The 13,770-nt window shown below is 71.0% G+C and carries 14 protein-coding genes and 1 tRNA gene; 13 read left to right on the top strand and 2 right to left on the bottom strand.

All coding sequences use genetic code 11. The features are described 5' to 3' along the window. Positions 1-17 precede the first annotated feature (17 nt). Positions 18-1,574 carry a cytochrome ubiquinol oxidase subunit I gene (locus tag JOF44_RS03995; protein WP_209887664.1) on the bottom strand — a complete coding sequence of 519 codons (1,557 nt, stop codon included), beginning with the start codon at positions 1,572-1,574 and terminating at the stop codon, positions 18-20. 373 nt (positions 1,575-1,947) lie between these two features. Here JOF44_RS03995 and JOF44_RS03990 point away from each other — a divergent pair, with 373 nt between their 5' ends. The 5 genes from JOF44_RS03990 to proB all read left to right on the top strand — a co-directional run bounded on the left by JOF44_RS03990 (position 1,948) and on the right by proB (position 8,475). Next, the gene (locus JOF44_RS03990) at positions 1,948-4,824 is read left to right on the top strand and encodes an Rne/Rng family ribonuclease (RefSeq protein WP_209887661.1); all 2,877 of its coding nucleotides are present in this window, start codon (positions 1,948-1,950) and stop codon (positions 4,822-4,824) included. Between the two features lie 256 nt (positions 4,825-5,080). Further along, complete coding sequence (gene rplU / locus JOF44_RS03985) at positions 5,081-5,389, top strand: 50S ribosomal protein L21 (RefSeq protein WP_209887658.1); 309 nt, start codon at positions 5,081-5,083, stop codon at positions 5,387-5,389. A gap of 36 nt (positions 5,390-5,425) precedes the next feature. Beyond that, on the top strand, positions 5,426-5,680 hold the full coding sequence (gene rpmA / locus JOF44_RS03980; protein WP_209887655.1) for a 50S ribosomal protein L27: 255 nt from the start codon (positions 5,426-5,428) through the stop codon (positions 5,678-5,680). Between the two features lie 96 nt (positions 5,681-5,776). Beyond that, complete coding sequence (obgE, locus tag JOF44_RS03975) at positions 5,777-7,309, top strand: GTPase ObgE (RefSeq protein WP_209887651.1); 1,533 nt, start codon at positions 5,777-5,779, stop codon at positions 7,307-7,309. Positions 7,310-7,311: 2 nt separating this feature from the next. Next, a complete protein-coding gene (proB, locus tag JOF44_RS03970) occupies positions 7,312-8,475 on the top strand; it encodes a glutamate 5-kinase (protein WP_209887648.1) in 1,164 nt (387 codons plus the stop codon). Between the two features lie 4 nt (positions 8,476-8,479). Here proB and JOF44_RS03965 read toward each other — a convergent pair whose 3' ends face one another. After that, positions 8,480-9,124: a DedA family protein gene (locus JOF44_RS03965; RefSeq protein ID WP_209887645.1), complete on the bottom strand. Its 645-nt coding sequence runs from the start codon at positions 9,122-9,124 to the stop codon at positions 8,480-8,482. A gap of 86 nt (positions 9,125-9,210) precedes the next feature. On the opposite strand from JOF44_RS03965, the gene JOF44_RS03960 reads away from it, so the two are divergent. The 8 genes from JOF44_RS03960 (at position 9,211) to JOF44_RS03925 (ending at position 13,755) form a co-directional block, all read left to right on the top strand. Further along, positions 9,211-10,482, top strand: coding sequence for a glutamate-5-semialdehyde dehydrogenase (locus JOF44_RS03960; RefSeq protein WP_209887642.1), 1,272 nt, complete (start codon positions 9,211-9,213; stop codon positions 10,480-10,482). Positions 10,483-10,570: 88 nt separating this feature from the next. After that, positions 10,571-10,750, top strand: coding sequence for a hypothetical protein (locus JOF44_RS03955; protein ID WP_209887639.1), 180 nt, complete (start codon positions 10,571-10,573; stop codon positions 10,748-10,750). A 5-nt stretch (positions 10,751-10,755) separates the two neighbouring features. After that, positions 10,756-11,364: a nicotinate-nucleotide adenylyltransferase gene (gene nadD / locus JOF44_RS03950; protein WP_209887636.1), complete on the top strand. Its 609-nt coding sequence runs from the start codon at positions 10,756-10,758 to the stop codon at positions 11,362-11,364. Further along, positions 11,357-11,983, top strand: coding sequence for a hypothetical protein (locus tag JOF44_RS03945; protein ID WP_245348843.1), 627 nt, complete (start codon positions 11,357-11,359; stop codon positions 11,981-11,983). The genes nadD and JOF44_RS03945 overlap by 8 nt, the downstream gene beginning before the upstream one ends. Then, on the top strand, positions 11,980-12,357 hold the full coding sequence (gene rsfS / locus JOF44_RS03940; protein ID WP_209887633.1) for a ribosome silencing factor: 378 nt from the start codon (positions 11,980-11,982) through the stop codon (positions 12,355-12,357). Before JOF44_RS03945 ends, rsfS begins: the two co-directional genes overlap by 4 nt. A 26-nt stretch (positions 12,358-12,383) precedes the next feature. After that, the gene (locus tag JOF44_RS03935; protein ID WP_342591659.1) at positions 12,384-13,007 is read left to right on the top strand and encodes a histidine phosphatase family protein; all 624 of its coding nucleotides are present in this window, start codon (positions 12,384-12,386) and stop codon (positions 13,005-13,007) included. Between the two features lie 56 nt (positions 13,008-13,063). Further along, positions 13,064-13,136 (top strand) — tRNA-Ala (locus tag JOF44_RS03930). A gap of 82 nt (positions 13,137-13,218) precedes the next feature. Next, positions 13,219-13,755: a hypothetical protein gene (locus JOF44_RS03925; RefSeq protein WP_209887627.1), complete on the top strand. Its 537-nt coding sequence runs from the start codon at positions 13,219-13,221 to the stop codon at positions 13,753-13,755. Positions 13,756-13,770: the final 15 nt, after the last annotated feature.

Here is a 13,770-nt window from a genome sequence, read left to right as displayed (position 1 = left end):
GCTGCATCCGTCCCTTCTCAGTAGTCGAACGAGAGCGTCGGGGTGTCGAGCTCGTCGGTCTCCGGATCCCGCTGCGGCAACGGCACGCCGCGCAGGGCGGCCTTGCGCATCATGAGGAACCAGACCACGGCGAGCACGCCGTAGACGAGGGTGAACGCCCCCAGGGAGGTCGCGACCATCCAAGCCGGGTGGCTGGAGACCCCCTGCATCGTCATCAGGCGGACCGTCGGGTCGTCGGGGTTGGGATGGACCACCCAGGGCTGGCGGCCCATCTCGGTGAACACCCAGCCGGCGGAGTTCGCGAAGAACGGCATCGGGATCGACAGCACCGCGAACCACTGGAAGAGCTTCGAGCCCGTGGTCCGTGCGTTCTCGCCCTTGCCACGAGTCACCCACAGCGCCGACAGGGCGAGGATCCCGCTGAAGGCCGCCAGGCCCATCATCAGCCGGAACGACCAGTAGGTGACGAACAGGTTCGGGCGGTAGTCGGCCGCGACCTCGTCGCCGTGGATGTCGGTGACGGTCTCGCCGAACTGCTCCTTGTACTGGGCGTTGAGGTCGTCGACGCCCTGCAGCTCCGCGTCGAAGGTGTGGGTGGCCAGGAAGGAGGTGACGTAGGGGACCTCGATGAGGTGGGTGACCTCGTCACATTCGGTCGCGAAGGCGTCCGGACCGCCGACGGTGAGGATGGAGAAGGAGGCGCCCGTCTCGGTCTCGCACAGCGCCTCGGCCGAGGCCATCTTCATCGGCTGCTGCTTGAACATGATCTGGGCCTGGAAGTCGCCGGAGATCACGAGCACCACCGCGGAGGCGAACATCGCCACCACGCCGAAGCGCACGACGGGTCGGAACAGGTTCTTCGCCGCGTGATGATGGTCGGCGCCCTCGGTGCTCTCCAGGCCCGCCTCGCGGGCCCTGCGATGGTGGCGGACCATGTGCCAGGAGGCGATGCCGGTGACGAAGGCGGCCGCGACCAGCCAGGCCCCGGAGACGACGTGGGGGAAGGCGGCGAGGGTGGTGACGTTGGTGAGCACCGCGAGCAGGGATCCCTCCGAGGGGTCGAGCTCGGCCCGCCCGGTCTCGGGGTTCAGGCTCGCGCCGACGGGATGCTGCATGAAGGAGTTGGCGGCGACGATGAAGTACGCCGAGGCGGTGGTCCCGGCGGCCACGACCCAGATCGTCAGCAGATGGATCTTCTCGGGCAGCTTGCCCCAGCCGAAGATCCACAGGCCCAGGAACACGGACTCGAGGAAGAAGGCGGCCAGGCCCTCCAGCGCGAGCGGTGCGCCGAACACGTCGCCGATGTAGCGGGCGTACTCGGACCAGTTCATGCCGAACTGGAACTCCTGGACGATGCCGGTGGCGATGCCGATGCCGAAGTTGACGATCAGCATCGAGCCGAAGAACTTCGTCATCCGCGTCCAGGCGTCCTTGCGCCCGGGGTCCTTCGAGAACACCGCGGTGGTCTGCATGATCGCCACCAGCAGGGACAATCCGATGGTCAACGGCACGAAGATGAAGTGGTACACGGTGGTGATGCCGAACTGCCACCGTGCGATGTCCAGGGCTTCCATGGATCCTCCTGGGGGTGTGACACGCCGCGATACAACCTAGGCGGTCCCATCGGCGAGCCCCGGGGACCATGGTCCTCCCCGCGCCCGCACGGGTCGAGAGGAGTCCGGGATCCGGGGCCTCCGCGGCGTCAGGGACGTGCTGTGCCATACTGACGGCGGCACTCTCCTGCTCCGTACCGGGTGGGGGAACCTCCCGGTGTCGTCACGTCGGGAGCACCGGCAACGCGTGTCCGCGACCGCTGTGCTCCAGCGATCGGCATCGCAGCGCTTCCGTCCAGGGAGCTGCGCGACGGCGAGGGCCTCAGACTTCCGTCCCCAGGGACGATGACACGCGGGACCAGGGTGCGCTGGTTTCCCGGAAGGAGACGGCCCTATGGCTGACAGCACCCATCTTCCCGAGAACGACTCCTCGGAGCAGAGCTCCACCCCGCCGCCCGCCCGCCGTCGGCGCCGCGCCGGCGCGCCCGCCGGAGCCCCGGTCGCGGCCCCGCCGCCCCCGCCGAGCGAGGACGCCGCTCCCGCTGCGCCGCGCACCGTCGTCGCCCCGCAGGGCGAGACCGCTCCCGAGTCCGCACCGGCCCCCGCCCCCGCACGGGCCCGCCGCCGCGCGGGCGCCCCCGCCGGAGCGCCCGCGGTCCCCGCCGAGCCGGAGCCCCAGGACACGGTGACCGGTGAGGACGTCGAGCCCGAGGACGTCACCGCCGATGCTCCCGCTGCACAGAGCTTCTCCGAGGCGCAGGCGCCGGCCGAGACGCAGACCCCCGCCGAGGAACAGGCGCACGTCGAGACGCCGGCACCCGCGACGGACGCCGTCGGCAACCCCGTCGTCGACGACCTGCGCGCCCTGGCCTCCGCCCGCGGCGCGAGCGAGGGCGAGGACGAGGTCGACGAGGACCGCAGTCGACGTCGCGAGCAGGTCCAGATGGACTTCGCCTCGCTCCTGTTCCAGGCGCCCACCCCCGCGCCGCGGACCACCGTCGGCGCGCATGATGCCCCGGTGGGCTCCGCCGAGCTCTCCTTCGAGGCCGGCGAGGACTCCGAGGACGAGGATTCCTCGGACGACTCGGATCGCTCGGACGACTCGGATCGCTCGGACGTCTCCGGGAGCTCCGAGGGGGCCTCCACCTCCCGGTCCCGCACCCGCCGCCGCGGCTCGCGCCGCAGCGGGCAGCGTGAGGAGGACGGCCAGGACGGTTCGGACGAGAAGACCTCCGAGCGGGATGACGAGGACGACTCCGACCAGGACGACGAGGACAGCTCCGAGCACTCCTCCGGCGGCTCGGGCAGCTCCCGTCGCCGTCGTCGTCGCGGAGGCCGCGGTCGGCGTGGCCGCGGTCGCGGGGACGACGAGGAGTCGGACGACTCGGGCTCCGAGTCCGACGCCGACTCCGACGAGGACCGCAAGGGCTCGCACGATGCGCGCCCCGAAGGTGCCGACGGCGAGGAACCCGGCGACGACTCCTCCGGCGGCTCCTCGAGCTCATCCAGCTCCCGCCGTCGGCGGCGCCGTCGCCGTTCCGGGGGCGGCAGCGACAGCTCCTCCTCGACGGATGATCCGCCGAACACCGTGGTCAAGGTCCGCGAGGCGCGCGACGAGGTCAAGTCCGTCAAGGGCTCGACCCGGCTCGAGGCCAAGCGTCAGCGTCGCCGCGAGGGCCGTGACAACGGCCGCAAGCGCAACGTGATCACCGAATCCGAGTTCCTCGCCCGTCGCGAGTCCGTCAAGCGCTCGATGGTGGTGCGCGAGCGCCCGGGCCGCACCCAGATCGGCGTCCTCGAGGACGACGTGCTGGTCGAGCACTACGTCGCCCAGAAGTCGCAGACCTCGATGGTCGGCAACGTGTACCTGGGCAAGGTCCAGAACGTGCTGCCCTCGATGGAGGCCGCCTTCATCGACATCGGCAAGGGCCGCAACGCCGTGCTGTACGCCGGCGAGGTCAACTGGGACGCCGTCGGCCTCGAGGGGCAGCCCCGCCGCATCGAGCTCGCCCTCAAGAGCGGGGACCCGGTGCTGGTCCAGGTCACGAAGGACCCGATCGGCCACAAGGGCGCCCGCCTGACCAGCCAGATCTCTCTGCCGGGGCGGTACGTCGTGTTCGTGCCCGGCGGCTCCATGACCGGCATCTCCCGCAAGCTGCCGGACACCGAGCGCTCCCGGCTGAAGAAGCTCATGCGCCAGCTCATCCCCGAGGACGCGGGCGTCATCGTGCGCACGGCCGCCGAGGGCGCGAGCGAGGCGGAGCTGACCCATGACGTCGAGCGCCTGCGCGGCCAGTGGGAGAAGATCCAGAAGGCGCAGAAGGCCAAGTCCGCGCCGGTGGCCCTCTCCCAGGAGCCGGACATCGCCATCAAGGTGGTCCGCGACGTCTTCAACGAGGACTTCACCTCGTTGATCGTCGAGGGCAGCAGGGTCTACGACGAGGTCCACTCCTATGTCGCGGATGTCGCCCCCGACCTGCTCGAGCGCGTCACCGCCCACGTGGGCGAGAAGGACGTGTTCGCCAAGCACCGCATCGACGAGCAGCTGCTGAAGGCGATGGACCGCAAGGTCTACCTCCCCTCGGGCGGTTCGCTGGTGATCGATCGCACCGAGGCCATGACCGTGGTCGACGTGAACACGGGCAAGTTCACCGGCTCCGGCGGCTCTCTCGAGGAGACCGTCACCAAGAACAACCTCGAGGCGGCCGAGGAGATCGTGCGTCAGCTGCGGCTGCGTGACATCGGCGGCATCATCGTCATCGACTTCATCGACATGGTGCTCGAGGCCAACCGGGACCTGGTGCTGCGCCGCCTGGTGGAGTGCCTGGGCCGGGACCGCACCAAGCACCAGGTCGCCGAGGTCACCTCGCTGGGTCTGGTGCAGATGACGCGCAAGCGCGTCGGCCAGGGCCTGCTGGAGACCTTCTCCACCACGTGCGAGCACTGCAACGGCCGCGGCCACCACGTCGACATCGACGGGGACCACGGGTCGGCAGGCGGCAGCGGCGGCGGGAACGACGACTCCTCCAAGTCGTCCTCGTCCAAGCGCCGAGGCCGTCGTTCGCGCGGCAACGGCGGGGGCGGCAGCGGCTCGGCCAAGGAGGGTTCGGACTCCGAGGAGAGCTCGAGCGAGGACTCCGCCCAGGACGTCCACCGCCTCGAGGACGACGAGACCAGCCGGGCCCAGGCGCGGGCGACGATCGCGTCCATCGCGGCGGCCTCCGGGAGCCACACGTCCAGCGAGGAATCGGACTCCTCGACCCAGGCGTGATGCGTTCCACACCATATGGTGGCGTTCTCGCAGGTCGGACCGCTTCTGCTGGTTGACCCGGGGTCCCGGGGACCGTAAGCTGTCCCTCGGCGCAGAAGGCGTCGCCGTCGTGTTCCCGGTGAGGATCGCGCGACCGCATCTCCCGCCTGCACCCCCACGGGGTGAGCAGGACCGGTTGACGGTCGCAGGTCCGCGGTCCCACCGTCCAGGGCGCACGACTCAAGGGCAGATCCGATTCACAAGATGGAGCAGTGACGTGGTGTACGCAATCGTCCGCGCAGGCGGTCGTCAGGAGAAGGTGTCGGTCGGTGACACCATCGTGATCAACCGCGTGGCAGGCGAGGCGGGCGACAGCGTCGATCTCGCTCCCGTGCTGCTGGTTGATGGCGACAAGATCACCTCGGCCGAGGCCGAGCTGGCCAAGGTGAAGGTCTCCGCCGAGAAGGTCGAGGACCTCCGCGGCGAGAAGATCCGGATCCTCCGCTACAAGAACAAGACCGGGTACAAGAAGCGCCAGGGCCACCGCCAGGAGCTCACCCGGCTGAAGATCACGGGCATCGCCTGAGCGATCCCTTCGGACACAGAGAAGGATTGATTCCAGATGGCATCAAAGAAGGGCGTCAGCTCCTCCAAGAACGGGCGTGACTCCAACGCCCAGCGCCTCGGCGTCAAGCGCTTCGGCGGCCAGGCCGTCGGCGCGGGCGAGATCCTCGTCCGCCAGCGCGGCACCAAGGTCCACCCGGGCGACGGCGTGGGCCGCGGCAACGACGACACCCTGTTCGCGCTGACCGCGGGCACGGTCGAGTTCGGCCGCAAGCGTGATCGCCGCGTGGTCAGCGTCGTCGAGACGGTCTGAGCACCCGCCCCGGGACCCCGGGGCACCAGCTGCCTTCGAGGGGCGGAGCCGACTGCTCCGCCCCTCGACGCATATCCCTACCTTGTGGAGGACCCCATGGCCACGTTCGTCGACCGCGTCGAGCTGCAGGTCGCCGGTGGATCCGGCGGCCACGGCGCCGCCTCCATCCGGCGCGAGAAGTTCAAGCCGCTCGCCGGCCCCGACGGCGCCAACGGCGGCCGCGGCGGTGACGTGATCCTCGAGGTCGACGCCTCGACGACCACCCTGCTGAGCTACCACCACCGGCCCCATCAGCGGGCCACCAGCGGCGGTTTCGGCAAGGGCGATCTGCGCCACGGGGCGCGCGGCGAGGACCTGGTGCTGTCCGTGCCCGACGGCACCGTGATCACCGCCGGCGATGGGACCGTGCTGGCCGACCTGGTCGGCATCGGCACCCGGTACGTGGCGGCCCGGGGCGGGGCCGGCGGCCTGGGCAATGCGGCGCTGGCCACCACCCAGCGCAAGGCCCCCGGATTCGCCCTGCTCGGCGAACCCGGCCAGGAGCGCACCCTCGTGCTCGAGCTGAAGTCCGTGGCGGACGTCGCGCTGGTGGGCTATCCCAGCGCCGGGAAGTCCTCGCTGATCGCCGCGATGAGCGCCGCCCGGCCCAAGATCGCCGACTACCCCTTCACCACCCTGGTGCCGAACCTCGGCGTGGTCGAAGCCGGCCAGTACCGCTACACGGTCGCCGATGTGCCCGGCCTGATCCCGGGGGCCAGCCAGGGCAAGGGCCTGGGCCTGGACTTCCTGCGCCACATCGAACGCTGCCACGTGCTGGTCCACGTCCTGGATGCCGCCTCCCTGGAATCCTCCCGCGACCCGCTGACCGACCTGGCGACCATCGAGCAGGAGCTGGCCGCCTACGCCGGCAGCCTGGACGAGGAGGCGGGGGCGCGGGTGCCGCTGATGGAGCGGCCCACCGTGATCGTGCTGAACAAGACCGATCTGCCCGACGGCACGGACATGGCGGAGATGGTCCGTGAGCGCCTCGCCGAGCGCGAGGTGCCGGTGCTGGAGGTCTCCGCGCTCTCCCACAAGGGGCTGCGCGAGCTCTCCTTCGTCCTCGGCGAGCTGGTGGACAAGGCGCGCACCGAGATGCCCGAGCCCGAGGTCGCTCCCATCGTGCTGACCCCGGCCGCGGTCGATGCCGAGCAGTTCCGAGTCGTCACCGAGCAGTTCGACGGGGCGACGGCCTTCCGCGTCCAGGGCGACAAGCCCGAGCGCTGGGTGCGCCAGACCGACTTCGCCAACGACGAGGCCGTCGGCTTCCTCGCGGACCGTCTGGCGAAGCTGGGGGTGGAGGATCAGCTGCTGAAGGCCGGCGCCGTCGCGGGCTCGACCGTGCTGATCGGGCCGAGCGACGATGCGGTCGTCTTCGACTGGGAGCCGACGATGGTCGGCGGCGCCGAGCTGCTGGGCATCCGCGGCACCGACCGCCGGATGGAGGACAACCACCGTCCCACCCGCGACGAGAAGCGCGAGAAGCAGCGCGAGCGCACCGAGGCCCGCATGAACCGGGTCGCGGCGATGGAGGCGGAGCGCCGCTCCGGGCACTGGTCGGATCCGTCGATGGACGACGAGACCCGCTGACCATGGGCGGATCGAGCGCGACCGGAGGGGCGGGGCCCCGTCAGCCGTCCCGTATCGCCACCCGCGACTGCCTGGTGGGGGCCGCACGGATCGTGGTCAAGATCGGCTCCTCGAGCCTGACCGACGACCAGGGCAAGCTGGACCAGTCCCGGGTCGCCGGGATCGCGGCGACCGCGGCGCAGCTCGCCGCCGACGGCTCCGAGGTCGTGATCGTCTCCTCGGGGGCGATCGCGGCGGCACTGGGTCCGCTGGGCCTGCCCGAGCGGCCCGCCTCCGTGCCGCTCCAGCAGGCGGCCGCGAGCGTCGGCCAGGCGCTGCTGGCGACCGCCTGGTCGAGCGCTTTCGGCGACCACGGACGCCGGACCGGCCAGGTGCTGCTGACCGAATCCGACGTGATCCGCCCCCAGACCTACCGCAACGTGCGCAGCGCCCTGGAGTCCCTGCTGGACCTCGCGGCGATCCCGGTGGTCAACGAGAACGACACCACCGCCACCCACGAGATCCGCTTCGGGGACAACGATCGTCTGGCGGCCCTGGTCGCCCAGCTGCTCGGAGCCGATGCGCTGTTCCTGCTGACCGACGTCGACGCGCTGTACACGGCACCTCCGGGTCAGCCGGGCGCCGAGCGGATCGGTGTGGTCGAGGACCCGGCGCGCCTGACAGGGGTGAGCATCGGCTCGGTCGGCTCGAAGGTGGGCACCGGCGGCATGGTCACCAAGCTCTCGGCCGCCCAGCTGGCCTCGACCACGGGCACCGCCGCCCTGCTGACCTCGGCCGGGCGGTTCGCCGCCGCGGCGGCGGGCGAGGACGTCGGCACCTTCTTCCCCGGCCAGGAGGGTCGTCGCCGCTCCCGCCTGGTGTGGCTCCGCTTCGCCACCCGCGGCGCCGGGACCCTCACCCTGGACGAGGGGGCGGCCGCGGCCGTGACCAGCCGTCGCCGCTCGCTGCTGGCCGTCGGCATCACCGCCGTGGCGGGCACCTTCCCCGATGGGGTCCCGGTGGACATCGCCGGGCCCGACGGTGCGGTGATCGCCCGCGGCCTGACTTCGTTCAGCAGCGATGAGCTGCGGGCCATGGCGGGACGGGGCACGCACGAGCTGCGCGAGGTGCTGGGGGAGCGGTTCCGCCGTCCCGCCGTGCACCGTGATCAGCTGGTCGTGCTCTGAGAGTTCAGCGGGACCTGAGCAGCTCGGGCTCCGGGGAGGCCTCGGAGGGCGATCGGCCGCGGCGCTCCCGGGCGATGCGCACCTTCTCGATCACCGTGCTGATCACCAGCGCGAGCCCCACGCCGATGACGACGCCCAGCAGCGGCTGCTCCCGGAAGAGATACCCCCCGGCCATGCCGATGCCGATGTTGTACAGCGCCCACGCGGTCGCGGCCAGCAGGGCGAAGCCGAGGAACCGGGGTCGGGGATAGCGGATCATCCCCGAGGTGAGCGAGGTGGCGGTGCGTCCACCGGGGATGAAACGGGCGGTGACGATGATCGCCCCGCCACGGGTGTGCAGGCCGTTCTCGGCCCAGGTGAAGAGCCGGTCGCCCGTGCGGCTGCGGCGGATCCGCCGAGACAGCGGCCCGGCCCCGCGCCCGAGGTGGTGCGCGGTGAGATCCCCGGCGACGGCCGCGAGGATCGTCACCGGCAGCAGGATCCACGCACTGGGAGCGTCCTGCACGACGGCATACGCTCCCGCGGTGATCACCACCGTCTCTCCCGGGAAGACCGGCAGCACGGAATCCGCGGCGACCACCGAGAACAGCAGCAGGTACAGCCACGGTGATGACATGACCCCCTCGACCAGGTGCAGCACGGACTCCATGGGCGGCGATGCTACGAGGTCAATCCTGGCGTCTGCTGGGCGGACGCCCCGGGCCACCTGAACGTGCCCCTCATAGACTAGGTCCCATGGACTCTCCCGTGACCGCCGCCGTGCTCGCCGCCGCCCGCGCCGCGAAGGACGCGCAGCCGGTGCTCGCCCGTCTGCACCGCGGCACCAAGGACCAGCTGCTGCTGGCCATGGCCGACGCGCTGGTGGAGCGGACGTCGCAGATCGTCGACGCCAACGCGCGGGATCTCGCGGCGGCCGACGCCTCCGGCATCGCGCCCGGACTGCGGGACCGGCTCGCCCTGGATCCGGAGCGCGTGGCGAAGATCGCCCAGCAGCTGCGCGACGCCGCGGCCCTGCCCGACCCCGTCGGCGAGGTGCTCCGCGGCAGCGTGCTCGACAACGGCCTGGAGCTGCGCGAGGTGCGGGTGCCGATGGGCGTGGTCGGCATGGTCTACGAGGCACGGCCGAACGTCACCGTCGACGCCGCGGGCCTCGCGCTCAAGGCCGGCAGCGCGGTGGTGCTGCGCGGCGGCTCCGCGGCGCTGCACTCCAACACCGCCCTGATCGCCGTGCTGCGCGCCGTGCTGGCGGCCCATGACCTGCCCAGCGACCTGATCGTCGGCATCGACGAGCACGGCCGGGAGGGCGTGGACGCGCTGATGCGCGCCCGCGGCCTGGTGGACGTGCTCATCCCGCGCGGCGGCGCCGGGCTGATCCGTCGGGTGGTGGAGAACTCTCAGGTCCCCGTCATCGAGACCGGCACCGGGAAGACCCACGTGTTCCTCGATGCCTCGGCGGACCTCGCCCAGGCCGTCGACATCGTCGTCAACGCCAAGACCCAGCGCGTCGGGGTGTGCAATGCGCTGGAGACGCTGCTGGTCCATCGCGACGTCGCCGCCGAGGCGCTGCCGCGGGTCGCGGCACCGCTCGCGGAGGCCGGGGTGCGCCTGCACGCCGACGAGCGCGCCGCGGCGCTGCTGCCGTCGGGCCCCGAGGTGGTCCCCGCGACCGACGAGGACTGGGACACCGAGTACCTCGCCCTCGAGCTGGCGGTCGCGGTCGTCGACGACCTCGACGCGGCGCTCGTCCACATCCGCGCCCACTCCACCGGGCACACCGAGTCGATCCTCACCCGCGACGTGGTGGCGCAGCAGCGCTTCCTGGCCGAGGTCGACTCCGCCGTGGTCATGGCCAACGCCTCCACGCGCTTCTCCGACGGCGGGGAGTTCGGCTTCGGCGCGGAGATCGGCATCTCCACCCAGAAGCTCCACGCCCGAGGCCCCATGGGGCTGAGGGAGCTGACCTCCGCCAAGTGGTTGGTGGTCGGTCAGGGCCACGTCCGTCCGTGACTGCGCTCGCATCGCGGGCGCGGGTCCGTGACCTCGGCCCCTGCTGTGGGATGATGGGGCGGTCACTCGAGGAAAGGCCCCCACGAACATGATCGACCAGCTCATGATCCTCGCCGAGACCGGCGAAAACGCCACCGGCGGCGTCACCCCGCCCATGGTGGGCATCGGCGTCTTCATCATCCTGATGATCCTGCTCGGCCTCACCTACCTCACCGGCGGGACCCACCAGCGCAAGCGGGGGAAGTCCGACCAGCACGGCGACGACTGATCGGCGTGGAGCAGCAGCGACGACGGATCGGCGTGATGGGAGGGACCTTCGATCCCATCCACCACGGCCACCTCGTCGCCGCCAGCGAGGTCCAGAGCGTCTTCGGCCTGGACGAGGTGGTGTTCGTGCCCACCGGGCGTCCCTGGCAGAAGGCCTCCCGCGAGATCTCGGACCCGGAGCACCGGTACCTGATGACCGTGGTGGCCACCGCGGCGAACCCGGTGTTCACCGTCTCGCGCGTCGACATCGACCGCCCCGGCTCCACCTACACGATCGACACGCTCCGGGACCTGCACGATCAGCAGCCCTCGGCGGACCTGTTCTTCATCACCGGCGCCGACGCCCTGCAGTCCATCCTGACCTGGAAGGACTCTGCGGAGATCTTCTCCCTCGCGCACTTCGTGGGCGTCACCCGTCCCGGGCACGAGCTGGACACCTCCGGTCTGCCGGACGACGGGGTCACTCTCATCGAGGTCCCCGCGATGGCGATCAGCTCCACCGACTGCCGGGTGCGGGTCGCCGCCGGAGAACCGGTCTGGTACCTGGTGCCCGACGGCGTGGTCCAATACATCAACAAGTACGCCCTCTATACAGGAGGTGACGGCGATGACTGAGCCCGACACCACTCCGCGGCGCGGCCGGCGTGCCCGAGCGCTGAGCCCCGAGGAGAGTGCCGCCCTGGAGGAGACGCGCAGCTCGGCCCCCGGTGTACGGGGCGCCGTCGCCCCGCCGTCGGCCGATGCCCCTGTGCCCGCCCTGCGCAAGTTTGGCCGCCGCGCCCGCATCATCGAGCTCAGCGACGATGCCACGACCACCGCGCCGGGCGGCGGGTCGACCACGGAATCGAGCGCTGAGCCGGGCGTCGAGCCGAATGTCGAACCGGGTGCCGAGGCGAGCGCCGAGCTGGGCGTCGAGCCGACCACGGCCCCTGCCGGGGAGCCCTCGGCGGGCGACCTCGATCATGACGGCGTCGAGCTGGGGGAGCTGACGGTCAGCGAGGCCCCCGAGCCCCGCCCCGCCCCGCGCTTCGACGGCAAGGTGCTGCACCGGCCCGAGCGCACCGGCGGCCGCCCGGTGCTGTGGGTCGTGTGGGCGCTGATCGCCGTGGCCCTGATCGTGCTGGTGATCCTGCTGCTGACCGGCGTGCTCGGCCCCGACGCGGCCTCCGCCCTGGGGGCTGTGGCCCCCGACCTGTTCGTCGACCACCCCCTGTTGGAGGAACCGATCGCGTGAGTGCTCCCGAAGAATCCCTCGACCTCGCCCGTGTGGCCGGCCAGGCGGCCGCCGAGATGCTCGCCGAGGAGGTGATCGGCCTCGACGTCTCCGAACAGGTGGTGATCACCGATGTGTTCCTGGTCTGCAGCGGGGACTCCGAGCGCCAGGTCTCGGCCATCGTCGACGGCGTCGAGAAGGCGCTGCTGACCGAGCGTCGGCGCAAGCCGCTGCGTCGGGAGGGCGAGCGGGACGCCCGCTGGGTGCTGCTGGACTACGGGGACATCGTCGTGCACGTCCAGCATGCCGAGGACCGTGCCTTCTATGCGCTCGAGCGGCTCTGGCGGGACGCGCCGGTCCTCGACCTGCAGATCGACGAGGGCACCCCGGCGTGAGGTCCTCGCATGCCCCGGGAGGCCCCGTGCGCACCCGTCTCATCCTGGTGCGCCACGGGCAGACCGAGTACAACCGCCAGGGTCGGCTCCAGGGCCAGGTCGACATCGCGCTGAACGAAGCCGGGACCCGGCAGGCCGCGGTGCTCGCCGCCACGGTCGCCGAGAATCCGCCGGATCTCATCGTCTCCTCGCCGCTGGAGCGCGCCCGGGACACCGCGCAGATCCTGGCGAACGCCTGCGGGCTCGACGTGAGAACCGATCGCGCCTTCCTCGAGCGCGGGTTCGGGGAGTGGGAGGGCCTGCGCGGCGAGGAGATCCGACGGCACTGGCCGGCGGAGCACGCCGAGTGGCGCGCCCACCGCCCCGTGACGGGACTGGGCGTCGAGCCCCGCCCCGCCGTCGGCGAGCGGGTCGCCGTCGCCTGCCGTCAGCTGGTCGCCGAGAACACCGGCGGCACCGTGATGATCGTCTCCCACGGCGCCGCGATCACCCTCGGGATCACCGCCCTGCTGGGCCTGGACGCCGACGGCTTCCGCGGCATCGCGGGGCTGGAGAACTGCCATCGCTCGGTGCTCGAGCCTCTGACCTCGGACACCACCGGACATCTGATGAGGTTGGTGTCACACAACCTCGCCCCGGATTTCCTCTGACCCCGGGCTCGATGTAATATCGACGAGTCGCCTGATGAGGGCGGCACACCCGGTACGGGGCTATGGCGCAGTTGGTAGCGCGCTTCCATGGCATGGAAGAGGTCAGGGGTTCGAATCCCCTTAGCTCCACGTAAGTTGAGAAATTCGAAACCTGCCCCGCCTGATGGCGGGGCAGTTTCGCGTCCGGGCCCGATGGGGGCGTCTCGTCCCGGTGCTCCTGAGCGAGGACAGCGGCCGCCGGTTCGGCTGGCACGAAGGTGACGTGTTCGTCCTCGTCGACGATGATCCGCTTGAACAGCGCGCGGTTGAGGATGCGGCGTTCAGCGGGTTCGCACTTGCTGTAGAGGTCGCCGAGGTCGGTGAGGACACCGACGATCTGATCGAGTCCCTCGTGAGCGTTGTGGTAGGTGGTCGCGAGACTGTCGAGCCGGTTGGTGATCGCGTCGAGGCTGGTGCGAATGCGGCCCTGTTCGGTCTTGAGCAGGTCGAGCGGGATGGCGTCGGCGTAGTGGGCTTGGACGAGCTTGAGGCGTTCGGCTTCGAGCTTGTCGCGCTGTGCAGTCAGCACGGCGCGTTCATCGTCGCTGGAAGCTTCGAGCTGGGCAAACACCTGATGCAGGACCTGGCTGACGTGCTCGGCTTCCTCGTCGGCGAGGCCGTTGGTGCCGTAGTCGCGTTCGATGCGGTCTTCCATGCGTTCGGCGAGGATCGCCGAGCGGGTGCAGCCGTTCTTCTTGCGTCGTCCTGAGCAGGTGAAGTACTC

This window comes from Brachybacterium fresconis (assembly GCF_017876515.1).
In the GTDB taxonomy this organism is placed as follows: Bacteria; Actinomycetota; Actinomycetes; order Actinomycetales; family Dermabacteraceae; genus Brachybacterium; species Brachybacterium fresconis.
Note: the sequence above shows the minus strand (reverse complement) of the source record. Positions and strands in the feature narration are given on the sequence as shown.